The following is a 26241-nucleotide window of genomic DNA, read 5'->3' as shown; positions in this document are numbered from 1 at the left end:
ATGGGAATATATCGTTATTCGGAGAGTGACATTTTATTATACAATTAATATTTTATAAAATCATATTTTACACATAAATATTAGAATGTATAATATAAAAGCAATACAAAATTAATAAATCCTACAAATAAATAAGATAATATGGTAAAATATTTCTAATTATTTACCGGAGGTTTCCATATGATAAGGACTATTATCAATGGCTTTTGCATGGCTATCGCCGACAGCGTTCCCGGAATGTCGGGAGGTACGGTGGCCCTCATTATGGGATTCTATAATGACTTCGTAGGCGGAACACATGATATTTTTTATGAACGCGGAAAGAAGAGAAAAAATGCCTTTGAATATTTAATTAAGCTGGGAATAGGATGGATAGTGGGAATGATTCTGTCTGTTCTTATTATCACTCATTCATTTGAAAGCAGTGTATATGTGGTAAGTTCATTATTTATAGGATTTATTGTTGCTTCTATCCCGATGTTGATAAAAGAAGAGAAAAAGTCATTTGTACCATGTGTCGGAGGATATATAGCATTGGGTGTCGGTATTGTATTCGTTATACTGATTACAATGTTAAATAAGCACAGTTTCTCCTCAGGCATAAGCATGAATAACATAACATGGGGAAGCGGTATTCTTATATTTGTCGGAGCGGTGGCATCTACATCTGCAATGTTCCTTCCGGGAATTTCAGGATCGACAATTCTTCTGATAATGGGATTATATCTTCCTGTTATGGCAGCCGGAAGAGAGCTGCTTAAGTTTCATCTTTCTTACCTGCCGGGAATGATTATCTTTGCGGCAGGAATAGTTGTCGGAGCATTATTTATCGTTAAGATTATAGAAATATGCATGGCAAAGTTCAGAGTCGTTACGATGTTCTTTATTTTGGGATTGATGATAGGTTCAATATATTCCATTATCATGGGACCTACGACTTTAACCGATCCTAAACCGCCGATAACCTTCGGAACATTTAACTGGATTGCGTTCGGAATAGGTGTTGCACTTATATTCTTATTACAGTTTTTGGGAAATAAAAAAAATCATAAATAAAATTTATTTGTATATCCTTTGATGTAGAATATATTTAATAATACGAACCTTCGTGAGTAATTTGAATGTATCATAACCTATGATGCACTTAAAATTGACTCGCGGAGGTTTTTATTATTTATTAACAGATATGTAAAAAGAATTTTAATCAGCGTAAAGCATGGCAATGCACTTAATTTGATAAAATCTGTCAATTATAGTATATTTCACTTGTTTATAATATTTTATTTATAAAGAGTTTTTGTTAGGTTATGTAAATGAAGAGGTTTTTCTATGAGTTATATTGATCTTTACAACGAATGGCTTGAAAGCGACATCATTGCCGAAAGCGATAAGGCGGAGCTTAAAGCGGTTACAGACGAGAAAGAGATAGAAGACAGATTTTATAAAGAGTTGGATTTCGGAACGGGAGGGCTCAGGGGAGTTCTCGGCATGGGAACAAACAGAATGAATGTTTATACCGTGGGTAAAGCGACTCAGGGCTTGGCTAATTATATTAATAAGAAGAACGGAGCCGACAGAGGGGTTGCAATTGCTTACGATTCAAGAAGAATGTCTCCCGAATTTGCGGCAAAAGCGGCTAACTGCCTTAACGCAAACGGTATTAAGACATATATCTTTCCGTGTCTTACTCCTACTCCGGAATTATCTTTTGCTCTCAGAGAGTTGGGAGCGATGGCAGGCATTGTTATTACTGCAAGCCACAATCCGCCGGAATATAACGGATATAAGGTTTATTGGGAAGACGGAGCCCAGATTACGCCTCCTATTGACGGTGAAATTATTTCGGAAGTAAGAAAAGTAAAAGACCTTGGTGAAATAAAATCAATAGATAATAATGAAGCAAAGGTTAAAGGCTTATACAATGTAATCGGATTTGATATTGACGATAAATATACAGATGCACTTTTAAGTAACTGCATTGAACCGGAGGTTATAAAATCCGTTGCGGATAAAATAAAAATAGTATATACGCCTTTTAACGGAACCGGCAACATTCCGGTAAGAAGAGTGTTGTCACAGCTTGGGTTTAAAAACGTATATGTTGTTAAGGAACAGGAAAATCCTGATCCGAATTTCACAACACTGGATTATCCTAATCCGGAAGATCCTAAGGCGTTTACATATGCATTAAAGCTTGCAAAGGAAAAGGATGCGGATATTATTCTTGCAACAGATCCGGATGCGGACAGGTTGGGAATATATGTAAAGGATGCCAAAACCGGAGAGTATGAGCCGTTTACCGGTAATATGTCGGCAATACTTATTGCGGATTATCTTCTTTCAAGAAGAAAGGAAAGAGGTTTGCTTCACTCAAGAGATGCCGAAATAACAAAAAAAGAAGGAAAACTCGGAGCGTTGGTTACCACCATAGTTTCAACAAATATGGGCAGAGTGCTGGCAAATGATTTCGACATAGATTATATAGAAACCTTAACGGGATTTAAATACATAGGGGAGCAAATTAAGTTCTTTGAAGAGCGTGGTGACAGATTTTATGAATTCGGATTTGAAGAAAGTTACGGTTGTCTTGTGGGAACTCACGCCAGAGACAAGGATGCTCCGTCAGCCGTTATGAGTCTTTGCGAAGTTGCGGCGTACGAATACGCAAAGGGAAGAACTCTTATAGACAGAATAAACGAATTATATGAGAAATACGGTTATTACAGAGAAGGACAGCACTCCATTACCATGAAGGGAGCAGACGGTGCAAAGCGAATTAACGGTATAATGGAGATGTTCCGTTCCGATCCTCCAAAGGAATTGGCAGGTTTTAAAGTGCTTGAAATAAGAGATTACGGCACGGGAATTATAACCGATACATCAACGGGAAATACGCGCCCTACGGGACTTCCTACATCAAACGTATTCTATCTTGAATTGGAAAATGATGCATGGGTATGTATCAGACCGTCGGGTACGGAACCGAAAATAAAATTCTATATAGGTGTAAGAGGAAATTCCGTGGAAGATTCAAAGAATTTGCTTAATATGTTAATGGAAAATACAGTAAATTTTGTTAAATAAGTTTTAAGTTCATTTAAGGTTGCCATATTATAGTTAATGCATTAAGTCGATGATCATGAATATAAACTATTTATGGAGGTTATACAATATGAGCGAAAATGAAAATAACAACATAAATGATGACGAAAATAAGTATATTTACAGATATAAAAAAGAAGATTTGAATAATGAGTCGTCATCAAAAAAAGATGAAAGTGCCGAAAAACGCACGGAAAAAGAGCTGGGTGGCCATAAGAAAGTAAGGGAACCTAAAAAGAAAAATAAAATTGCAATTTTTATTGGTTCTGCATTAGCATTCGGAGCGATTGCAGGCGGTACCATGTTCGGAATTAACTACGTCGGAAACGCCGTAGCAAACAGAAGCGGAAACAGCGCAAATATTTCTCAGGTTTCAAATACATTACAGTCTGACGCATCTTATGCATCGAATGAAACAACTTCTGTAGAGTCGATTGCAAGCGCAAATATGCCTGCAATGGTAATACTTGACGGAACGACAACAACAAGCTCCGGTTTGATATACGGAGGAGCTCAAACTGAAGAAGTTAAAGGTACCGGAATTATAATAGGAAAAAATGACAAAGAACTTCTGATCTTAACAAATGCACATGTTGTCAGCGGTTTAGACACATTAAGCGCACAGTTTGTAAACAATGCTACGGTGACTGCAAATGTCAAAGGAGCCGATTCTACACATGATGTGGCTATAGTGGCTGTTCCGCTCTCAGAGATAAAAGATGATACAATGAAAGCAATTTCAATAGCAACTCTTTCTGCCGATTCGAAAAATGTTAATGTAGGAGAACAGGTAGTTGCAATAGGAAACTCGGCAGGTCTGGGACAAAATGTTACGGTAGGATATATTTCCGCAAAGGACAGATCCATTAATGTGGACGGAACGACATTTTCCAAGTTGTTTGTAACCGATGCGGCCATTAGTTCGGGTAACTCCGGAGGAGCTCTTCTCAATATGAAGGGTGAAGTCATCGGAATTAACTTTGCGGGAAATACATCGTCAAATGTAGAAAATATGGGTTATACAATACCTATTTATACGGTACAGGATCTGATTGATTCATTGATGACCAAAGAGACGAGAACTGCCGTAGATCAGAGCGAAAGTGCATATCTTGGTATAGCGGGTGTTGATATTACAAGTACCGTAAGTCAAAATTACGGATATCCTCAGGGAATACTTATTCGTCAGGTGGGAGAAGATTCACCGGCAAAGAAGGCAGGTCTTACACAATATGATATTTTAAGTTCATTTGACGGTCAGTCCGTATCTTCAATGGACGGATTTAAAAATCTTTTGAAATATTATAAAGCTGGAGAAACCGTTACAATTAAGTACTATCATCTTGAGAATAACGAATATAAAGAAAAGACCGCCGAAGTTACTCTTGCAAATGCAAATGATGCAAAACAATAAGAAAATATACGCAAAACAACAATATAAAAAACGGTCAGTAATATATTTTACATATTAACTTGCCAAGCATTTATAAATTTGGTATAATTTGCAACAGTTTTTACTAATGAATGGCGAGGAGGTGTATTGACATGGCAAAGTGTTCAGTTTGCGAGAAGACTCTTCAGTTTGGCAAACAGGTAAGTCACTCACATAGAAAGTCAAGTAAGATTTGGAAGCCTAATGTTAAGCTTGTAAGAGTTAAGCAGAATGGCCAGGCAAAGAGAATGTATGTGTGTACTTCATGCCTTCGTTCAGGTAAGGTAGAGCGTGCTTAATTTTAAGATGACTATTAGAGAAATACGGAAACGTTCTTTACACTGCGTAAAAGAGGCTCAACAGAGCCTCTTTTTATTTTGTATTGTTGTCGAAAATTATTTTTATATGTTATAATAATCCGATATAAGAAATTTGCCTTCTTATATAGTTATGATATACCGTATGGCATAAAGATTTTTAAAATTAAAAACAGTATATTACATATTTTAAATATATGGTCACTAAGTAAATCATGGGGGTGATTGAAATGCAGGGACGTCTTAAGACGGGACAAGGGTCCGTATCAATATCTTCTGAGGTAATTGCACAATATGCAGGGACATCAGCTCTTGAATGTTTTGGAATAGTAGGGATGGCTACCGTAAGCATGACTGACGGCTTGGTCAAGCTGCTTAGGGGAAGCAGTCTTACAAAAGGCATAAAAGTAAGTATAAATAACGGTAACAGTATAGAACTTGATTTTCATATCATTGTATCTTACGGAGTAAGTATTAAAACTGTTACGGATAATCTTATTTATAATGTGTCTTATAAAGTTAAAGAACTTACAGGAATGAATATAGATAAGATAAGAGTATATGTTGAGGGCGTCAGAGTTATAGACTGAGCCTGAGATTATGGAGGAAAATTGTTAATGGAGACAATAAATGCTCGTATGTTACAGCAGATGTTTCTCTCTGGAGCTGCAACACTTGAATCTAATAAGGAAAAAATCAACGACCTGAATGTTTTTCCTGTCCCGGACGGTGATACCGGTACTAATATGACAATGACGATTAATTCTGCCGCAGATGAGGTAAGATGTATTGAGAATCCTACCATGGATAACTTGTCAAAGGCAATTTCAACGGGGTCGCTCAGAGGCGCGAGAGGCAATTCGGGTGTTATTCTTTCACAGTTATTCAGAGGCTTTTGCAAGGAAATCAAAGAGCATGACGAATTAAATATGAAAGATATTGCGGTTGCCATGCAAAAAGCTGCAGAAACTGCATATAAGGCGGTTATGAAACCTAAAGAAGGTACTATTCTTACCGTTGCCAAGGGAATAGCCGAAAAAACAATGGAAGAAGCCGGAAGAACCACAGATATAGCGGAAGCATTTGAAAATGTTCTCGAACACGGCGAAAAAGTATTGGCTTCCACGCCTGACATGCTTCCTGTTCTTAAGCAGGCAGGAGTTGTCGATTCCGGCGGACAGGGACTTTTATGTGTTTTATACGGATGTTTTGACGCTTTGACGGGAAAAGTAAGCGAATTTGACATTACTCCCGCACCGGATAAAGCACCGAATACATCCGGGGTAGGAGCGGCATTTGATGACGTTGATATTGAATTCGGATATTGCACGGAATTTATTATCAAGCTTGATAAGGAATTTACGGAAGAGGATGAGGACGAGTTTAAATCATATCTTAACTCTGTCGGAGACTCAATAGTATGTGTTGCTCTTGATGATATAGTTAAAATTCATGTCCATACAAACCATCCGGGAGAAGTATTTGAAAAAGGCCTTACATACGGTCAGCTTTCACGAATGAAAGTAGATAATATGCGTGAAGAACATGAAAATAAGATTATTTCTCAGTCAGCCGTGGACAAAGCCAATGAAGAAAAAGCGAAAGAGGTTCATAAGGATTTAAAGGAACTCGGAATATTGGCAGTGGTACCGGGGGACGGTCTTACGGAGATATTTAAGGGAATAGGAGCCGATGCAACCATTTCGGGCGGTCAGACAATGAATCCGAGTACGGAGGATATTTTAAATGCCGTTGAGAAGATTCCCGCAAAGACCGTATTTGTGCTTCCTAATAACAGTAACATTATTCTTGCTGCCACACAGGCAGACGTATTATGCGATGATAAGGAAATAATTGTCATTCCGACAAAGACAATTCCACAGGGAATATCAGCACTTGTATCATTTGATCATACGGGAGATGCGGAATCCAATAAAGAGAATATGATGGAGGCCATAGAATCCGTATTGAGCGGACAGGTTACATATGCCGTAAGAGATACACAGATTGACGGTCATGATGTTAAAAAAGGAGATTACATTGCAATTAATGACGAAGGTCTTGTTGCATCGGAAACGGATATAAAGGACTCCATACTTAAAATGCTTGACGGTATGGTAAGTGATGAACATGAGCTCATCAGCATTTATTTCGGTTCTGACGTCGATGAAGCCGACGCGGAAGATGTAGCGGAAGTTGTCAAAGATAAATACTCAGACATTGACGTCGAGCTGGAATACGGCGGACAGCCGGTTTATTATTATATAATTTCAGTAGAATAACCCATAATAAAACCATTGTTGAAAATGTTTATTCATTTACTTCAATGGTTTTTTATTTAAAGTACGATTAACATGGATATTAAAGAAATAAAGGGAATAGGGGATAAAACAGCTGCATTGTTTTTTAAAACGGGAATCAGTACGGTTGAAGATTTAATGGAATTTTATCCAAGAGACTATGAATTGTTTAAGGCGCCGGAAACAATAGGCAGCCTTACATATTCACAGACAGGTCGAAATGTTGCCGTCGATTGTGTGATTTACAATAAACCGGATATAAAGAGATACGGCAAAAAAAGCATAGTTTCATGTATTGCAAAAGACATAAACGGAGACGGAATAAAATGCATATGGTTTAATATGCCGTATATTATAAATACGGTAAAAAAAGGTATGCGCTTTGTTCTCAGAGGAAGACTTTCCCGGTCGTCGGAACATTTTACTCTGGAACAGCCGAAAGTATATTCTCTGTCCGAATATGAAGAACTGTCAGGTAAGCTGAAACCCGTTTATGCTTTGACAAAGGGACTGTCAAACAATACTGTAATCAAAGCGGTTAAAAACGCATTTGATATTATGGGGGATAAGCTTAAGGATGATTATTTGCCAAATGAAACAAGAGACAGGTTTAAGCTTATGGATTTATTCGAATCTTTATATTCGATGCATTTTCCGCAAAATACCGAAGAACTTAATAAAGCACGGAAAAGAGTCATATTTGACGAATTCTTATTATTTATGCTGGCAGTGCAGAGACAGAAGCGGTTAAACGAGGAAATAAGTAATTCATATATCGTAGAGAAAAGCAAGAAAACGGAAAATATAATAAATACATTGCCGTATGCCCTTACGGACAGTCAGAAGGCGGCTGTAAAAAGCATAAGGGAAGATATGGCGTCAGAGAAAGCCATGAACAGATTGCTGCACGGTGATGTGGGATCAGGCAAGACAATAGTTGCTTTCATTGCTTTATTTGATACGGTATTTGCCGGTTTTCAGGGAGCTTTAATGGCCCCCACCGAAGTCCTTGCGGTTCAGGAATATACCGAACTTGAGCGTATTATAATAAATAATAACATGGATATTAAAGCAGCCTTACTTACAAGTTCGACAGATATGTCTGAAAAGAAAAAAATATATGAAGGTTTGGAAAACGGGGAGATCGATATTGTAATCGGGACACACGCAATCATTCAGGGCAAAGTCAAATTTAAAAATCTTGCACTTGCCATTACTGACGAACAGCACAGATTCGGTGTTAATCAAAGGAAAAACTTAAGAAATAAGGGTTCCGACGAAACAATATCATGTAATGTTCTCGTAATGAGCGCAACTCCCATACCGAGAACGCTTGCTTGGATAATATACGGAGATCTTGATATTTCGGTGATGGATGTGATGCCTATGGGAAGACTTCCGATAAAAAATGCCGTAATAGATTCCGGGTATATGAAAAATGTATATTCATTTATGGAAAAGCATATTCGTGCGGGACGGCAGGCATATGTAATTTGTCCGATGATAGAAAAAAACGATGAAATAAATGCGGCGGACGTATATACTGTTTCGGAAGAATTGAAGGAACATTTACCGAAATCCGTAAAAACGGAAATTTTGCACGGTAAAATGTCCCCGAATGAAAAAACAGACATAATGAAGAGATTTTCCGAAGGTGAAATTAATATTCTTGTTTCGACTACGGTTATCGAAGTAGGAGTTAATGTACCGAACGCCACGGTGATGCTTATATATAATGCCGACAGATTCGGCCTTTCCGCATTGCACCAATTGAGGGGCAGAGTCGGCAGGGGAAATATTCAGTCATATTGTATGTTTTTGTCAGATTCCAAAGGAGAAAACGCAAAGAAACGTTTAAAAGTAATAAGTTCAACCAACGACGGATTTAAAATAGCGGAAGATGATTTAAAACTCAGAGGACCGGGAGATTTCTTTGGAGTCAGGCAGAGCGGAGAGATACTTTTTGCAATGGCGGATCCGGAAAGAGATACGGAGATATTCGAAAACGCAAAACTGCTTGTTGATGAAATAATGGACAATGAATACGGATTAGAGATTGATAAGTATAAAAAAATCACGGAACGGCTGAAAAAATATATGAAAGACAGAGAGGATGCACTTAATTTGTAGTTTTCGGCGGTCTTTTATTTAATATATAATTTTAATTCGGTAAATATAACGGAGAAGTTATGAGAAAAATGGATTTCACAATGGCAAGGCTCGGTCTTGTCAATATAGGAGACGAAGTGGAAGTTACGGAGGGGAAACTTCCGGCAAGCTATTATTATACGGTAGAGCCTGCGGTTGCGATGTCCGGGAATTATACAACCGTTGAAAGATTAAAATCACGCAGGGGAAGGGTAACGGACATAAGAGAAACGAGCAGAGGACATTTACTTGAAGTGGAATTTGATGAGTAAAACCGCAGAAAAAATAAAAAGACTATAAATTTTTATAATTTTATTATATAATCGTTTGAAAATATCAAAAATAAACATATGGTTTATTGTGTGTGTGATTATTTTTAATTATTTTTAAAAGGGGATATGTATTTGTATGTGGTCAGCTTTCAATGATTTTTTGTCTGCCGTGGACGGTTTCGTATGGGGAATACCTCTTATGGTACTTATTCTTGCGGGCGGACTTCTTCTAACCATCAGAATGGGAGTGCTGCAAACGCGCAAATTGCCGCTGGCACTTAAATGGATGGTCAGAAACGAGGACGGAGGAAAGGGTGAAGTATCTAGCTTTGCGGCTCTTTGTACGGCTCTTTCCGCTACAATAGGAACCGGAAATATTGTCGGAGTCGCAACTGCCATAGCATTGGGCGGTCCGGGAGCGTTATTCTGGATGCTTGTTGCGGCTTTTGTCGGAATGGCAACAAAATATGCGGAAGGTCTTCTTGCCGTAAAATACAGAACCGTGGATCCTAAAACAGGACACACTCTCGGCGGCCCGTTCTATTATATTGAACGCGGAATGGGTAAAAACTGGAAATGGCTTGCCAAGTTATTCGCGTTCTTCGGAGTATGCGTGGGTCTGTTCGGAATCGGAACATTCAGTCAGGTAAACGGAATAACAAGCGCAGTAAAAGGGTTTTTCGATCCTAACGGTGATGCATTAAAGGTGGAAATTCCTTTTATAGGAACATACTCCATAGTGGTGGTTATTTCTTCAATTGTTCTTGCAGCCGTAGTTGCCGTTGTTCTTATAGGCGGTATAAAAAGAATTGCCAGAGTAAGTGAAATAATTGTTCCGTTTATGGCTATTGCGTATTTTGTATCGGTTCTTATTCTTGTGCTCTGTAATTTAGATAAATTACCTGATGCCATAGTAACAATAATAGAGGGTGCATTTAACCCTATGGCTGTTACCGGCGGTGCAGTGGGAAGTTTATTTGTTGCAATGCAAAGCGGTATTGCGAGAGGTATTTTCTCAAACGAAGCCGGACTCGGAAGCGCACCTATTGCGGCTGCCGCAGCAAAGACAAAGGAACCTGTAAGACAGGGACTTGTCAGCATGACAGGAACATTTATCGACACCATTGTTATATGTTCCATGACGGGACTTGCGATAATGCTTACGGGAGCATGGAAAGTTGAAGGACTTGAGGGTGTTCAGATTACGACATACGCATTTCAGAACGGACTTCCGTTTGCACCTCAGGTGTCAAGCTTTATCCTTATGATTTGTCTTGTATTCTTTGCGTTTACAACCATATTGGGTTGGGACTACTACAGTGAGAGATGTCTCGAATATCTTACAGGCGGCAAAAAGGTTGCAATAAAGATATTCAGAGTATGTTACATTATTGCGGTTTTCATAGGGCCGTATATGACAGTAAGCGCGGTATGGACTATTGCGGATATATTTAACGGGCTTATGGCAATTCCTAATATGATTGCAATATTCGCGCTCAACGGCGTTGTGGTCTTTGAAACAAGGAAGTTCTTTAAGTCAAGAAAGACAATTCACAATATGGGATAATAAAATCTCAAGTGTTTATTTGATATTTACAATCTTACGAAAGGGCGCATCTTCGTAAATATGTATGGTCAATAAAACACTTGAGATTTTTGTATGTTACGCTTACGTAAGTATATTATGTTTGTTTTTATATATTGATGAATATTTATATAACGGAGAATGTTATAAATACTGTTACATATCATAAAACGGTATGTAACGGAAAGTAGGATTTATATGATTATTTAACGGAGTTTTTGTAATGAGTAAACAAATCTCGGATTCAATTCCGTGCGGTATTTTATTGGCATTATCCGGCGGTTGTATGGATGCATATTCGTATCTGTACAGAGGACATGTTTTTGCAAATGCTCAGACGGGTAATATTTTATTCTTGGGATTAAATATCGGAAACGGGGATTTTTTTGCCGCATTAAGATTCCTATGGCCTGTTTTGGCTTTTGCGGGAGGTATCATTATCTCAGATATTATTAACAGGAAGAAAATATTTTTACATGTTCACTGGCGGCAAATATCTGTTTTAATTGAAGCGATTACACTTATTATCGTTGTTTTTGTACCGTCGACATTGGATAATACGGCTAACATTATGATTTCTTTTGCCTGCGGAATTCAGGTAGAGTCATTCAGGAAAATACACGGGAATGTAATCTCAACAACGATGTGCGTAGGCAATTTAAGAAGCGGTATATTCAACATGGGTGAATATTTTAATACGCATCGGAAATCTTATTTGAGGAAGGCGTTTTTGTATTTCGGAATAATATTGTCGTTTGTGGCAGGTGCTCTTGTTGAAAGCAGAATGCTTATGGTAATGAACGGTTATGCAATCCTGCTTTCTCCGGTGCTGCTGCTGATTGTTTTGATTATAATGTTTCAAAAATCCGAAGATGATAAGGATTCGGAAGTAACCCGGAAATAAAGTATTTTACAGTGTAACGGCAGTAAAACAGGGTGACCTGTCGGTAAATAATAAAATTTCGGATAAACCATGATTATGAATTAAATATATAAAGAATTAAAATTTTATGTTATCATAAATTAACTGTATCATTATTACGGTTGTCAATATCCAATGTTTTACATCATAGCAAAAAGAATATTTTTGTAATCTGGAATTAATTATTAAGGAGTTATTAAACATGTGGGGAGCAATTAACAATATCTTGTCCACAGTCGAGAACTATGTCTGGGGAATACCGCTTATGGCACTTATTCTTGTCGGCGGTACGCTTCTCACGATTCGCTTGGGCTTAATACAGGTGAGAAGACTTCCGCTTGCGTTAAGGTGGATGGTGAGAAACGAAAAAGGCGGAAAGGGAGAGGTATCAAGTTTTGCCGCACTTTGTACATCGCTTTCCGCTACAATAGGTACGGGTAACATAGTCGGAGTTGCGACCGCAATAGCCTTAGGCGGTCCGGGAGCGCTATTCTGGATGTTGGTAGCCGCATTTGTAGGTATGGCGACAAAGTATACGGAAGGTCTGCTGACAATAAAATACAGAACGGTGGATACAAAAACGGGACATGCTCTCGGCGGTCCGTTCTACTATATTGAGCGAGGAATGGGAAAAAATTGGAAGTGGCTTGCAGGAGTTTTTGCGGTATTGTGTCCTCTTGCCGCATTGCTGGGGACCGGAACATTTACACAGGTAAACGGTGTAACAAGTGCTTTAAGAGACTTTTTTGACCCTGCCAATGCCAATACGGTTAGTATTCCGTTTATAGGAACATATTCGATTGTTATCGTAATTTCATCCATAGTTCTTACGGCGGTTGTGGCTATAGTCCTTATCGGCGGTATTAAGAGAATTGCCGGTGTAAGTGAAATTATTGTTCCGTTTATGGCAATTTTGTATTTTGTCACAATATTAATATTGATATTGACCAATGTAACAGCTCTGCCTGCGGCCATAGGCACCATTGTAAAGGGAGCGTTTGATCCGGCTGCGGTTACGGGAGGAGTTGTAGGGGGAATATTTGTTTCTATACAGAGCGGCGTTGCAAGAGGTATATTCTCCAATGAAGCAGGATTGGGAACGGGACCGATTGCTGCAGCGTCCGCAAAGACCAAAGAGCCTGTAAGACAGGGACTTGTCAGCATGACAGGTACATTTATTGACACCATTATAATATGTACAATGACGGGACTTGCCATAGTTATTACCGGTGCATGGCAGGTAGAAGGTTTGGAAGGCGTACAGGTGACAACATATGCATTCAGACAGGGACTTCCTTTTCCTCCTCAGGTTTCAAGCTTCATATTGATGGTTAGTCTGGTGTTCTTCGCTTTTACCACCATTTTAGGATGGTGTCACTACAGCGAAAAATGTCTTGAATATCTTACCGGAGGTAAGAAGGCGGTTATAAAGATATTCAGAATTTTGTACATAGCTGCGGTATTTATAGGACCGTATATGACGGTAAGCGCCGTATGGACATCCGCAAGTATATTTAACGGACTGATGGCGATACCTAATATGATAGCAATGTTTGCATTAAGCGGCGTTGCGGCATTTGAAACAAAGAAGTTTTTCAAAATGAGAAAAAGAATACATAATCTCGGAGAAGAATAATCAATAATTAACAATATGATAAATCCCGCTTTGCATGTGCAGATGACCGAAATTTCGGACACCTGCAACGGCGCAAAGCGGGATTTTGTTGTTGAAAATTATAATCTTTGAATCAGTGTTTTTTATAATGTCTTTTTCTTCTGAACTTAGCGGGAGATTTTTCCTCTATTATTCTTTTCCTTCTGATAAAGAATATAATTACGGCAGCAGCTGCTACGGCTATAATTATTATCCATATATTAATTACAACCGCAAAGGGTTGTGTTGAACCTGAAGCGTTTGAATTTTCCGCATAAGGAAGCAGCGAAGATTCGTTTTGCGTATCTTCTTTGGATGTGAAAGTAATATCGGCTGTGCCGACTACATGATCTCCGTACATAAAATTAATCGGAACATCAACTTTATTATCGGTGGATTGAACGTTATGCTTTGAATCGCCTGATATTGTAACCTGACCAAGAGATGTATCCTTAGGGAGAGTTACATATGAGCCGTTAAATCCCGATACGACATTGTTTGAATTGAATCTGGTTGAGCTGAGATATGATATGGTTGAAAATTGGGATATAAGAGCCGTTCCGGTAATCGGAACTTTGGTGAAGTTTTTAAATCCCCATTCAAACAGAGATCTTGCATCTTTAAATCGTCCGTCGGCGGTTGATTTGAAACAAACGCAAATAAGTCTCATACCGTTTTTCATGGCATATGAAACATATGTATATCCGCCTTCTCCGACGAATCCGGTTTTACCTCCCACGCAATATTCATATCCGTATGTTCGCCCCGGAAGCAGGAGGTTTCTGTTGCTGAACACCCTTGCATCCTTGGTTTTATTGGTAGGCGGGATGGTATATGTTGTGGCTGAATCAATGGTTAAGAATGTCGGATTATTAAAACACATTCTCGCAATAAGCGCCATATCATATGCCGTAGTATAGTGGTTCGGGTTATAAAGACCGCTTGCATTGGCAAAGTGAGTATCAAGCGCACCGGCATTTTTGGCAGCCTCATTCATTTTATCAACAAAAGCCGACAGCGAACCTGATGTGTGTTCCGCAAGACCGTATGCAATTTCATTGGCAGAATATAATAACAATCCGTGCAATGCCTGTTCTACCGTATATTGTTCTCCGGGCTTGGTTGCAAGAGTGGCATCTTCCAGTGAGACCGAATTGGCGGCTTCGGAGGAAAATGTAACAACATCGGAAAGGGCATTATTCTGAGCAACCAAAAGACCGGTCAGTATCTTAGTTGTTGAAGCCGGATAATTTCTTTCATAGGCATTTTTTTCATACAGTATTGCGCCCGTATCGGCATCCATTAAAATGGCGGCACCCGATACAAGCTCAGGTGCTTCGGGCCATTTTATCTCATCGGCGTCAACCCGTGAAACCGAAGCGACCGCGTATGACATTATAACCGCAAATAAAGCAAGTATAATGATTATCTTATTATGTACGGATTTAAAAAAAACTGTTGCAGAATTATGTTTCATATATAACCTCATATAGTTGTTTGTTTTATTGCAAGTGTATGTTATATAATGTAATAATACGTCTATTTGAAAACTGTTATTTTAACGATACATTGTACAAAAAATGATTATAGCACATTTATATTATTCAAAATATAAAATTTAGGAGAATGTAATGAGACTGAGAAATATACCCGGTGCGAGGGAAGAAATGATTGTAAATGAGTTCGTATATACGGACAGTGAGCTTAAAAAAGGAAAGTGGAGAGAAGAGGTTTTTAAAAACAACAATCCGCTTCATATAGAGATAGGTACAGGAAAGGGCAGGTTTATTACGGCACATGCAAAGGAAGAACCGAATGTGAATTTTCTTGGTATTGAAAAGTATTCGAGCGTGCTTCTAAAGGCTCTTAACAAGTTGGAAGAAGCGGACTTGGACAATCTGAGATTAATAAGAATGGATGCCGATAACATATTGGATGCATTTGCGGAAAGAGAAGCAGATAAAATATATCTTAATTTTTCGGATCCGTGGCCGAAGGACAGACATGCAAAGAGGAGACTTACATCGGACAGATTTCTTGGAAAGTATGAGAAAATTCTTGTAAAGGGAGGTCTCGTTGAATTTAAAACAGACAACAAAGATTTATTTGACTTTTCGCTTGAATCCATAAAAGAGTGCGGATGGGAACTTGTGGATTATACATATGATCTTCATAATGATGCCGAAAGACTTGTCGGAAACATTTGTACGGAATATGAGCTTAAGTTTTCCGAGGCAGGTAATCCGATATGTAAATTAATTGCAAGAAACGTGAAATGATTTCCGATTTGATAAAAACGATGCAATATTTCAAACAAAAAAACCGATGTCAAAATATGACATCGGTTTTTTAAAGTGCGGATAAAGGGAGTCGAACCCCCACGCCTCTCGACAATAGAACCTAAATCTATCGCGTCTGCCAATTCCGCCATATCCGCAAATGCTTTTTAAGCACTTGTAGAAGTCTACTAAATTTCCAATCTGTTGTCAACAAACATTAAACATGCGATCAATCTAAATATTTGTCAAGAAAAGCCTTTACATGATCCATATATTTTTTCGGATCCATATAATATGCCATAACGTGTTCTCCGCCCTGAACGGTGTAGATATCCTTAGGGCCGTTTGTGACGCTGTATAACTTATATACCATAGGAAAAGGAATATAAGAATCATCGCTGCAATGTATAAATAATGTAGGGAGCTTGTTTTTCTTTAACTGTTTAACGGCGTCTCCGTCTTTGATGGAATACTTGGTCATTTTTTTAAATCTGTAGCTTGTGAGAGCTATAAGAGGAGCTGCCGGAATATGTACCTTTGCTCTTACGACTTTATCGAATATGTCCTTGATTGACGTGTATCCCGAATCCTCGATTACGGCTTTTACGTTATCCGGGAGAGTATCCTCTCCCGAAGCCATCATAACCGCAGCAGCACCCATAGACTGACCGTAAAGAACGATTTCACAATCCGGATCATACTTAATAAGAAGATTACACCAATTAATAAGGTCAAGTCGTTCAAGCCAACCCATACCGATGGTATCTCCTTCGCTTTTTCCGTGAGCTCTTAAATCAACGAACAGAACATTGAATCCCATGTTGTAGAAATCAGGCCCAAGAGGGTACATCATCTCAAGATTACAGTTGTAACCATGTACGATTATTACATATTTTTTTGAATTCGGATTTTTATATAACTCGCCGTACAACTCCAAACCGTCTCTGGACGTAACATATAGTTGATGCATAGGTACATTTTCCATCCATTTTTTAGCTTCGTTAGTCTTCGCGGTATGGTTGGAAATAAGAGTTTTTATTTCTTCGGGTGATTTTTTTGCAAATGTTGCATTTCTGTTTTTCTCATTGCTGTATTTTTTGTAATTGCGTTTAACGGCAAGTTTAATATACTTTCTCGCTATGTATGATCCTACGGAAAGTGAACCTGTCAATACAAGTCCTGCTCCAAATGCTATTTTATATGCTTTTTTCACTGTATTGTCCCCCTTTTAATATATTGAAGCGTATCTGCTCAATACGGGCATATATACCACAATATATATAAAAAACAAATTAAAATCAACACAATATAAAGAATATTGATATCTTGATTATGAAAAGACACACTTTATGTGACATTTAATAAAAAGCAAATATTTTCCGTATTTAATGATATATGAATTCTTGATACTCATTAATATTCATTGTATTATAGTGTGTAAAATGATTTTTTGATAATGGAGAATGCAGATGACAGAAACTGATTATAAAGATCTTGCAGAGCTTCTTTTTAAAGGAGAGGAATTAAAAACACCTGATGAATATGAGGCCCTGTATCCATACAGAAAGCTTGGGAATAAGGCGGAAGTTACCAGACTTGCTCCGAGCCCTACGGGATATATTCATTTAGGTAACTTATACAGTGCCCTTGCCGATGAAAGAATAGCCCATACCAAGGACGGAGTTTTTTTCTTAAGAATAGAAGATACCGACGCAAAGAGAAAGGTAGACGGAGCCGTTGAACTTGTTATAGAGGCTTTAAGTTATTTCGGAATTGAATTTGACGAGGGAGCCGGACTTCCGGAAGATGACCCGGCCAACATTTACGGACCTTACACCCAGAGTGAAAGGGTGAGTATCTATCATACATATGCTAAAAAACTCGTGGAAGAGGGAAGGGCATATCCGTGTTTTGCCACCGAAGAAGAATTGGCGAAAATAAGAGAGATTCAGGAGAAAAATAATGAGCTTACCGGATACTACGGGAAATATGCCGTAAGCAGAAATCTTGAATTGGATGAGATAAAGAAAAATCTTGAAGAAGGAAGACCTTATGTTATCAGATTGAGAAGCGAGGGCTCTCCGGACAAAGAATTCGAATTTGAAGATGAAATTAAGAAGAAGGTAAAATTGCCCGAGAATATTCATGATGTTGTGCTCTTAAAAAAAGACGGCATACCGACATATCATTTCGCTCATGTGGTGGATGATCATCTTATGAGAACGACTCTTGTACTCAGAGGCGGAGAGTGGCTTGCTTCCCTGCCTATTCATATCGAACTGTTTAAAGCGCTTGGATGGAAACACCCTAAATATGCTCATACGGCTCATATGATGAAGATTGACGAAGAAACCGGAGGAAAGAGAAAGCTTTCAAAGAGAAAAGATCCTGAAATGGGACTTTCATTCTATAAAGAGGCGGGATTTCATCCGGAGTGCATAAAGATATATCTTATGACCCTTCTCAATTCAAACTTCGAAGAATGGCATAAGCAAAATCCGGGAAAGCCTTTGGAGGAATTTCCTTTCTCGGTTAAACATATGAATAATTCAGGAGCGTTATTTGATATAGACAAACTGGAAAACATTTGTAAGAATGAATTGTCACAAATGGGCGTTGTGGAACTCTATACTTTTCTTGCCGGATGGGCTCATGAATATGAACCTGCTAAAAAGAAAGTATGGTTTGCGGACGAGAATAAGTTTACTGATATTTTAATGCTTCTTATGGGATACGGTCAGAAGAGAAGAAGAAAGGATCTCATAAACGCTAAGCAGACATTCGAACAGATGGCAATATTCTTCAATGAATTCATGCCTGAAAGAGAAGAATTTCCGGTGGATGACAAGACGGTTGTATCCGTGCTTAAGGATTACCTTACATCATATGATTATAACGATACTAATGCCGAATGGTTTGATAAGCTGGGAGTTATTGCCATGACAAACGGTTTTGCAACAGACCGTAAGGCATATAAGGAAGAGCCGGAAAAATATAAAGGAGATATAACAACGGTTGCAACCATAGTGAGAATAGCCGTAACGGGAAGAAGTAATACACCGGATTTGTGGAGTATAAATCAGATTCTCGGATTACAGACAATGGTTGACAGAGTTGAAAAAGTTATAAGAGAATTAGAAGCGTAAGGAGGGGTAAAGATGTCAAGAAACAAGTACACAAGAGAAGATATTATTAAAATAGTAAAAGAAGAAAATGTAAAATTCATCAGACTGCAGTTTACTGATATTTTCGGAACCCTAAAAAATGTGGCTATTACATCAGATCAGATAGAAAAAGCGCTTGATAATAAATGTATGTTTGACGGATCATCCGTTGAAGGATTTGTCAGAATCGAAGAGTCGGACATGTATCTGTATCCGGATTACGACTCATTTATCATAATTCCGTGGAATCAGGAGAGAGGCAAGACGGCAAGACTTATCTGTGACATTAAGACGGCGGATAAGGAACCGTTTATGGGAGATCCGAGAACAATACTTAAGAAGGTATGTAAAGAAGCCGAAGATATGGGTTATAAATTCAATGTGGGTCCCGAGTGTGAATTCTTTATGTTCCAATATGACAATGAAGGAAGACCTACCACGAAATTTATCGATAATTGCGGATATTTCGATTTAGGACCTACAGATCCCGGGGAAGGAGTTCGTCAGGAGATGGTACTCAACCTTCAGAAAATGGGGTTTGAGATCGAAGCGTCGCACCATGAATGTGCGCCGGCTCAGCATGAAATTGATTTTAAGTATGATGATGCCGTTTCCGCCGCAGACAATATCATGACATTTAAACTTGCAGTAAAGACCATTGCTCAAAAGAACGGACTTTATGCAACATTTATGCCGAAGCCGGTTGCGGGTGTTGCGGGCTCGGGCATGCATGTTAACATGTCACTTGAAGATATGGACGGCAACAATGTATTCTGTGACGAGAATGACAAGCTCGGTTTATCGCAGACGGCATATCATTTCATAGCCGGACTTATGAAACACGCCAAGGGTATGGCGGCAATCACAAATCCGCTTGTCAACTCATATAAAAGACTTGTTCCAGGATATGAAGCACCCGTGTATATTGCGTGGTCCGGGACAAACAGAAGTCCGCTTGTAAGAATACCGACGGCAAGAGGAAGATCCACAAGAGTAGAGCTCAGAAACCCGGATCCGTCGGCAACTCCTTATTTGGCGCTTGCGGTATGCCTTGCAGCCGGTTTGGACGGAATTAAAAATAAGCTTCAGGTCATTGAATCCGTTGACTGCAATGTATATGAAATGACAAAGAAAGAACGAAAAGAAGCGGGGGTGGGAACACTTCCGGAGAGTCTTATAGATGCGGTTGATTGTTTACTGGAAGATGATGTGATTTGCGAAGCTCTCGGAAGTCATATTGTTGAAAAATATACTGAGGCAAAAATCCGTGAATGGAATGAATATAAAAATTCGGTTTCATCATGGGAAATCAGCAATTATTTAGACAAATACTAATAACTATATTTAATAAAATATATTAAAGGCTATTACTTTTATTTATCGCTAATCAACGGCATTTGCATACAGCTCTGCTTTAGATACGGTTTAATATTAAGTAATGGCTTTTTATGGTATATACGGATGTTTATACGGAATTTACGGAGGAAAATATGGACGAACAATTAGATATGGATATGATAAAAAATCTCTCCATAGAGGACTTTTGCGGACTTTTGTCAACATCATCACCTGTTCCCGGCGGCGGAAGCGTAAGCGCATATGTGGCCTCTCTCGGAACCGCTCTTGCGGGAATGGTTGCAAATCTTACAAGCGGTAAAAAGAAATATGCGGAATATCAGGAAGAAATAGAAGATATTATAAAAACCGCAGATGTAATAAGAGAGGATCTTATGGACGGAATAAGCAGGGACGCCGAAAGTTTCCTGCCTCTTGCCGGGGCATATTCACTTCCGAGCGAAACGGAAGAAGAGAAAAAGTATAAGGAAGAAACTCTTGAAGAGTTATTGGTTGTCGCCGCAAGTGCTCCTCTTGAACTTATAAGGAAGATCATCCCTGCAATGGAAATATTGGAAAGGCTTACGGAGATAGGTACAAAGCTGGCTGTAAGTGATATCGGAACAGGTTTGCTTTTATGTGACGCAGCGGCAACATCCGCGGCGTTAAACGTATATTGCAATACCAAACTTATGAAAAACAGAAGTGTGGCTGATAAGATGAATGAGGAGGCCGATGAACTTATAAAGAGATCGTTCCAGATAAGAGCCAATAATCTTCCTAAGGTTATTGTGTCACTCAGAACCGACGAGAATGTATAAGTTATTAAGAAGGAGAGAATATGGCTGAACTTTTGGGTGGACCCGTAGCACAGAAAATATGCGAGAAGATAACCGACAGTCTGGAAGCGGCCAAGAAAAGCGATAAATATCCGGGAAGACTTCCCAAGCTTGCTATTGTAAGAATAGGCAAAAGAGACGATGATCTTGCATATGAGAGAGGCGCCGTTAAAAGAATTGAAAAATTGGGAATGAATTTTGAAATATTTGAATTTGACGGAAATATAACAAATGAAGAATTTCAAAAAGAATTTATTAAAATAAACAACGATAATAATATCGACGGAATACTGTTATTTATGCCGCTGCCTGAAAATATCAATACGAGGGAAACAATTTCAAACCTTTCCCCGGAAAAAGATTTGGACGGTCTTACACTTACCAATATGGCATGTCTGTACGCAGGAACAGGCGGATATGCCCCTTGCACCGCAGAAGCGGTAATAAAGTTATTGGAGTACTCCGATATAGAAACGGACGGGAAAAATGTCACCGTAATAGGACGAAGCAATGTAATCGGGAAACCGGTTTCAATGATGTTAATCGACAAAAACGCAACGGTTACGATTTGTCATTCACACACGAGAAATTTAAAAGATATCTGCAAAAGGGCTGATATAGTTATTGCAGCCGTCGGAAAAGCGAAGATGATTGACGGAAGTTACATAGGGGACGGCTCTGTTGTAATAGACGTAGGTGTAAATGTCGATGAAAACGGAGAATTATGCGGAGATGTAGATTATGGATCGGTGTTTGAAAAGGCCAAACTAATAACTCCCGTTCCGCGAGGAGTGGGAAGCATAACAACTTCTGTTTTATCGGAACACCTGTTGAGAAGCTTTATTAAGAAATTTGACATTTAATGATAAAAGTATAAAATATTACATGTATTATAATTTATTTTTCTTTAAAATAGTTTATAATTAATTAACGGAAAGGAGGCGGATATGGGCTTTATAAAGGAGTTTAAAGAATTTATATCAAAAGGTAATATTTTTGATATGGCCGTGGGTATTATCATGGGCAGTGCGTTTACAGCAATTGTCAACAGCCTTGTCAAAGATATATTGTCACCGTTTTTGGGACTTTTTACCGGCGGAATAAACTTTAATGATTTAAGTGTTAAGTTCGGAGATGCGGAATTCAAATACGGCAGTTTTATTATGACCGCAATTAACTTTTTCTTAATCGCATTGGTTTTATTTCTTCTTATCAAGGCAATGATGGGATTCAAAAAGGCGGCATTAAGAAAAACCGAAGCGGTTGCCGAAGAAGAACCGACAACAAAGATTTGTCCGTTTTGTAAAAGCGAAATAGATATTTCCGCTACAAGATGTCCGCATTGTACTTCAATACTTGAAGATACGGAAAAGAATTGACATATGATTGTATCGTGAGCAGTACTGTATGAAGAATATCGCATCGGATATAAAAAACAAATCATTTAAACCGATATATTTGTTATACGGAGATGAGCAATACTTAAAGACAGCCTGCCTGAGACAACTCAGGCAGGCAATTGTCGGAGAGGATGCCATGAATTTATCGGAATATACCGATAAAGTTGATGTAAAAGAACTTATATCGGTTGCGGGCACACTGCCTTTTTTTGCTGACAGAAGGCTTATAGTACTTAACAGAGTATCATTATTTAAAAATAATAATGATGAAATCAATGAGTTAATGGATAATATACCGTCGTATCTCACCGTTGTCATTGTTGAAGACAACGTAGATAAGAGAAAGACGCTTTATAAAATCATTAACAAAAAGGGGTATATTTGTGAAATAAGCAGATTGTCGGACGGTGATCTAACAAAATGGGCAGTTAAGAAACTGTCGGACGCAGGTTTTAAAATCAGGGGAAGTACTGTAAGTCATCTGTTGTCAAGAACCGGAAATGATATGAATAATATCGATAATGAACTTGAAAAAATAATATCATATTGTGAAGGAAGAGAAGAAATTACCACAGATGATATTGACTACATTGTTATCTTTCAGCCTCAAGAGAGGGTGTTTGAAATGATAGAAGCCATATGTGCGGGCAGAAAAGAGAAGGCTCTGAAACTCTATTATGATTCCATCGCATTGAAGGAAGCTCCGCTTAAGATATTGACTCTGTTGGAAAGAAACTATATTGGAATATTGCAGACCAAAAGCGGTAACGGGAAACTGCCGGATTCGGAATTGGCAAAGCTTATAGGCTCTAAGGGTGTTATGAGATTTGTTGTTGAAAAGTACAAAAGATTTGCTTCCATGTATTCAACGGAAAGATTAAAACAACTTATTAGGGAATTTGCACTTATTGAGGGAGACATAAAAACCGGTAAAATTTCCGACAGGAACGGAACGGAACTTATGATAATAAGTGCAATGAAAGGGATTTAGGAATGAAAAAAACGGGATTTTTAGCCTTGGTCAGCAGCGTAACAGTTGCGGCGGGCACTGTAGGAATAGGGTTACCGCAAATTACAAATGCGGAAACAACCACAAAATTAACAAATGTAGATACTGTTTTAATATATAATCCGCTTATGTATGAAAGCGGTGTGACAAAATCTACAGGTAATATTGTAGGACAGGGCACTGATGCGTATGAAACCATAAACGGTCTGTATGTGCCTGCTGATAATGATGAGAATGCCGGAAGTGCACAAAACGCTGCGTCATCCGGAATAGAATATTTCGATCACAGCAAAGATGAGTTTCAGGATCTTACGGAATATTATAATTCCAAAGCCAAGGAGAGCAACAAGAGCAACAGTTCAAACGAAGTGATTTCCAAAAAGAACGTGCTTCCTGCCGTGGGATCAACAAAGGATTTTCATATTCTTCAGGATATGAACAATGAAAGCGCATATGATAATGCTGTGCAATTTAAATGCATGGCCGTGGGAAGCAAGGGAATAGTATGGACATATGATTCTCCTAACATAACCACGGAATTCGCACAGGAAATATTAAAAGAATTTGATGATAACATTTATGCATCGGATAATAAGCATTTCGGAAATGCAAGGTTCGACGACCCTGAAAACAATCAGCTTGTTAATATTTTGGTTTATCCGATGACTCAGTCGAATCTCGGTGGATTCGCATATTCAAAGGACTGTTATTCAACGGATGAAGCAAATTATTATTCCAATCTTGATCCTTCCAAAATGAATACGGACCAGTGTATCATGCATACAAACTATAATGTATGGACGAGGTCGGGAGGAAAACAGACTGTTTACGGCGTTATAGCACATGAATTTCAGCATCTTATATCATATGCATATATACTCGGCAATAAGAATGCGATGAGATTTATTCCGGCTTATCTTACGGAAGGTACCGCAATGGAAGCCGAAGAATTATATAAGAGCGGACTGGTAAGAAATCAAGGATACATAAATGAGTTCAATGAATCGGATCAAATTATAAAGGGAAAATCAATATATAACTTCCGGAGCAATGTGTCATCTTACGGCGCTTCATACCTGTATACGGATTATATAACCAGATTATCGGATCCTACGGCCTCTGACGTAACAATGTGGAAGACATTTCTGACAAACTGGAGAGAAGCCAAAACAAAAACCGATCTCAATATCGGCAATATATTAAAGAAGACACTTCCGGCAGACAAGGTCAGTCAGATCGATTCCGTAATAGAATATCCGGATAGTATCAAGCAGGATATAAATACCAGCGCGGATAACAGCGATATATGTAAAAATGAGGACGAATGGCTATCCAAGCTCACATTGGCACATTATATTTCCTTAGTATTAAAAGAAGAACAGGGCAGCATATACGGTATTGCAAGCAATATAAGTGCAGATGTCGGACCTTACACATGCCCGGCCAATGCATCAAATACTTCGGCCAATATAGAAGGCGGAGGCAGAATATACGTAAGAACGGCGGATTCATCCACATTTACAATTCCAGAGGATGCGGATCCGGGTCTTATATATGTCGGATTTAAAGATCATAAAATGACCGTTGCTCCTACAACGGCAGATGAGTACGATAAAACTTATACTGTTAATTATGAATGGACTAACGCACCGGTTACGGAAGAAATTCCGGAAAGCGGAAAAACCTATAACGGATATACAAATGCATCTAAGAATAAAGATACAAAGTACACTTCCTCATATGAAACAGTGGTTGATGATAAAGTATACAGATTCAGCGGATGGACTGAGAATGTAAACGATACTACAATTACATATACGGGAACATGGACTGCAACCGACATTATTGATTTCAGTAAAGCCGGAATACAGGTATATCCTGCATCAACAACATATACGGGCTATCCGATAGTTCCGATTATTACTGTTTCTTATAACGGAAATGTAGTTGATTCATCGGAGTATACGGTTACATTTTTGGATTACAAGGGAGAGACCGTTTCTTCGGATAAACTTATTCATGCAGGAGATTATACTATAGTAATTTCACCTAAGGCAGGCGAAAAGTACAACAGGGGAATCGGAAGAGCCTATTATGTAATTAACAAGAAAACAAGTACAAGAGCACCGAGATTTGCTTCATATGAAAAGGGAAGTTTTTCACCTGATAATAACGGTTCGTTTACATATAATGCTCCTGTTAAACCAGGATGTGAATATAAGCTTGATAACGGTACATGGCAGGACAGCAATACATTTTACAACGTTAAAAAAGGAAGTTCACATACACTTTATGTAAGATATAAGGGTACGAGTGATGTAACCGAGAGTGCTTCAACAACCATTGCCATAACGGCTCCTAGTGACGCTTCATTGATAAAATTGGAAAATGACGGATTCAGAATAATAAATAATCTGAATGCGGGAGATTATTACAACATAGAGACCGTTGCAAGAAAAGACGGATTTGTTGATATTTCCGGG

General features: G+C 38.6%; 21 protein-coding genes and 1 tRNA gene. 19 read left to right on the top strand and 3 right to left on the bottom strand.

The features are described from left to right. Nucleotides 1–180: 180 nt before the first annotated feature. The 11 genes from ACYQ1N_RS06810 (at nt 181) to ACYQ1N_RS06760 (ending at nt 13714) form a co-directional block, all read left to right on the top strand. Complete coding sequence (locus tag ACYQ1N_RS06810; protein ID WP_459834231.1) at nt 181–1056, top strand: DUF368 domain-containing protein; 876 nt, start codon at nt 181–183, stop codon at nt 1054–1056. Between the two features lie 273 nt (nt 1057–1329). After that, on the top strand, nt 1330–3084 hold the full coding sequence (locus ACYQ1N_RS06805) for a phospho-sugar mutase (protein ID WP_459834229.1): 1755 nt from the start codon (nt 1330–1332) through the stop codon (nt 3082–3084). 88 nt (nt 3085–3172) lie between these two features. Further along, nucleotides 3173–4516 carry a S1C family serine protease gene (locus ACYQ1N_RS06800; protein ID WP_459834227.1) on the top strand — a complete coding sequence of 448 codons (1344 nt, stop codon included), beginning with the start codon at nt 3173–3175 and terminating at the stop codon, nt 4514–4516. 131 nt (nt 4517–4647) lie between these two features. Beyond that, complete coding sequence (gene rpmB, locus ACYQ1N_RS06795) at nt 4648–4833, top strand: 50S ribosomal protein L28 (protein ID WP_177956349.1); 186 nt, start codon at nt 4648–4650, stop codon at nt 4831–4833. Between the two features lie 248 nt (nt 4834–5081). Continuing rightward, nucleotides 5082–5441 (top strand): Asp23/Gls24 family envelope stress response protein, encoded by a 360-nt coding sequence (locus ACYQ1N_RS06790; protein ID WP_459834225.1) that lies wholly within the window; start codon nt 5082–5084, stop codon nt 5439–5441. A 27-nt stretch (nt 5442–5468) separates the two neighbouring features. Continuing rightward, nucleotides 5469–7133, top strand: coding sequence for a DAK2 domain-containing protein (locus ACYQ1N_RS06785; RefSeq protein ID WP_459834223.1), 1665 nt, complete (start codon nt 5469–5471; stop codon nt 7131–7133). Between the two features lie 72 nt (nt 7134–7205). Beyond that, on the top strand, nt 7206–9281 hold the full coding sequence (gene recG / locus ACYQ1N_RS06780) for an ATP-dependent DNA helicase RecG (RefSeq protein ID WP_459834221.1): 2076 nt from the start codon (nt 7206–7208) through the stop codon (nt 9279–9281). 59 nt (nt 9282–9340) lie between these two features. Continuing rightward, on the top strand, nt 9341–9571 hold the full coding sequence (locus tag ACYQ1N_RS06775) for a hypothetical protein (protein ID WP_459834219.1): 231 nt from the start codon (nt 9341–9343) through the stop codon (nt 9569–9571). A 136-nt stretch (nt 9572–9707) separates the two neighbouring features. Beyond that, on the top strand, nt 9708–11138 hold the full coding sequence (locus tag ACYQ1N_RS06770; RefSeq protein ID WP_459834217.1) for an alanine/glycine:cation symporter family protein: 1431 nt from the start codon (nt 9708–9710) through the stop codon (nt 11136–11138). A 241-nt stretch (nt 11139–11379) separates the two neighbouring features. After that, nucleotides 11380–12060 (top strand): YoaK family protein, encoded by a 681-nt coding sequence (locus ACYQ1N_RS06765; protein ID WP_459834215.1) that lies wholly within the window; start codon nt 11380–11382, stop codon nt 12058–12060. 220 nt (nt 12061–12280) lie between these two features. Further along, nucleotides 12281–13714 carry an alanine/glycine:cation symporter family protein gene (locus ACYQ1N_RS06760; RefSeq protein WP_459834213.1) on the top strand — a complete coding sequence of 478 codons (1434 nt, stop codon included), beginning with the start codon at nt 12281–12283 and terminating at the stop codon, nt 13712–13714. Nucleotides 13715–13826: 112 nt separating this feature from the next. Here the strand turns inward: ACYQ1N_RS06760 and ACYQ1N_RS06755 are convergent, their stop codons facing one another. Continuing rightward, the gene (locus tag ACYQ1N_RS06755) at nt 13827–15209 is read right to left on the bottom strand and encodes a D-alanyl-D-alanine carboxypeptidase family protein (RefSeq protein WP_459834211.1); all 1383 of its coding nucleotides are present in this window, start codon (nt 15207–15209) and stop codon (nt 13827–13829) included. Nucleotides 15210–15363: 154 nt separating this feature from the next. On the opposite strand from ACYQ1N_RS06755, the gene trmB reads away from it, so the two are divergent. Further along, entirely contained in the window at nt 15364–16011 is a 648-nt protein-coding gene (gene trmB / locus ACYQ1N_RS06750) for a tRNA (guanosine(46)-N7)-methyltransferase TrmB (protein ID WP_459834209.1), read from the top strand. Nucleotides 16012–16087: 76 nt separating this feature from the next. Here the strand turns inward: trmB and ACYQ1N_RS06745 are convergent. Both ACYQ1N_RS06745 and ACYQ1N_RS06740 read right to left on the bottom strand, forming a co-directional pair. Further along, nucleotides 16088–16169, bottom strand: a tRNA-Leu gene (locus ACYQ1N_RS06745). Between the two features lie 71 nt (nt 16170–16240). Beyond that, nucleotides 16241–17224, bottom strand: a complete 984-nt coding sequence (locus ACYQ1N_RS06740) for an alpha/beta hydrolase (protein WP_459834207.1) — start codon at nt 17222–17224, stop codon at nt 16241–16243. Between the two features lie 256 nt (nt 17225–17480). Between ACYQ1N_RS06740 and gltX the strand changes: the two genes are divergently transcribed. The 7 genes from gltX to ACYQ1N_RS06705 form a co-directional block, all read left to right on the top strand. Continuing rightward, nucleotides 17481–19157: a glutamate--tRNA ligase gene (gene gltX / locus ACYQ1N_RS06735; protein ID WP_459834205.1), complete on the top strand. Its 1677-nt coding sequence runs from the start codon at nt 17481–17483 to the stop codon at nt 19155–19157. Nucleotides 19158–19169: 12 nt separating this feature from the next. Continuing rightward, the gene (glnA, locus tag ACYQ1N_RS06730) at nt 19170–20510 is read left to right on the top strand and encodes a type I glutamate--ammonia ligase (RefSeq protein WP_459834203.1); all 1341 of its coding nucleotides are present in this window, start codon (nt 19170–19172) and stop codon (nt 20508–20510) included. A 155-nt stretch (nt 20511–20665) separates the two neighbouring features. Then, nucleotides 20666–21331 (top strand): cyclodeaminase/cyclohydrolase family protein, encoded by a 666-nt coding sequence (locus ACYQ1N_RS06725; RefSeq protein ID WP_459834201.1) that lies wholly within the window; start codon nt 20666–20668, stop codon nt 21329–21331. Between the two features lie 20 nt (nt 21332–21351). Beyond that, nucleotides 21352–22212 (top strand): bifunctional 5,10-methylenetetrahydrofolate dehydrogenase/5,10-methenyltetrahydrofolate cyclohydrolase, encoded by an 861-nt coding sequence (locus tag ACYQ1N_RS06720; RefSeq protein WP_459834199.1) that lies wholly within the window; start codon nt 21352–21354, stop codon nt 22210–22212. Nucleotides 22213–22296: 84 nt separating this feature from the next. Beyond that, nucleotides 22297–22728, top strand: coding sequence for a large conductance mechanosensitive channel protein MscL (gene mscL, locus ACYQ1N_RS06715; protein WP_459834197.1), 432 nt, complete (start codon nt 22297–22299; stop codon nt 22726–22728). 28 nt (nt 22729–22756) lie between these two features. Then, a complete protein-coding gene (gene holA, locus ACYQ1N_RS06710; RefSeq protein WP_459834195.1) occupies nt 22757–23740 on the top strand; it encodes a DNA polymerase III subunit delta in 984 nt (327 codons plus the stop codon). A 2-nt stretch (nt 23741–23742) separates the two neighbouring features. After that, a partial coding sequence (locus ACYQ1N_RS06705) for an SHIRT domain-containing protein (RefSeq protein WP_459834193.1) occupies nt 23743–26241 on the top strand: 2499 nt, incomplete at its 3' end.

It is taken from the genome of Howardella ureilytica (assembly GCF_054657495.1).
This window is presented reverse-complemented; position numbering and strand designations above follow the sequence as displayed.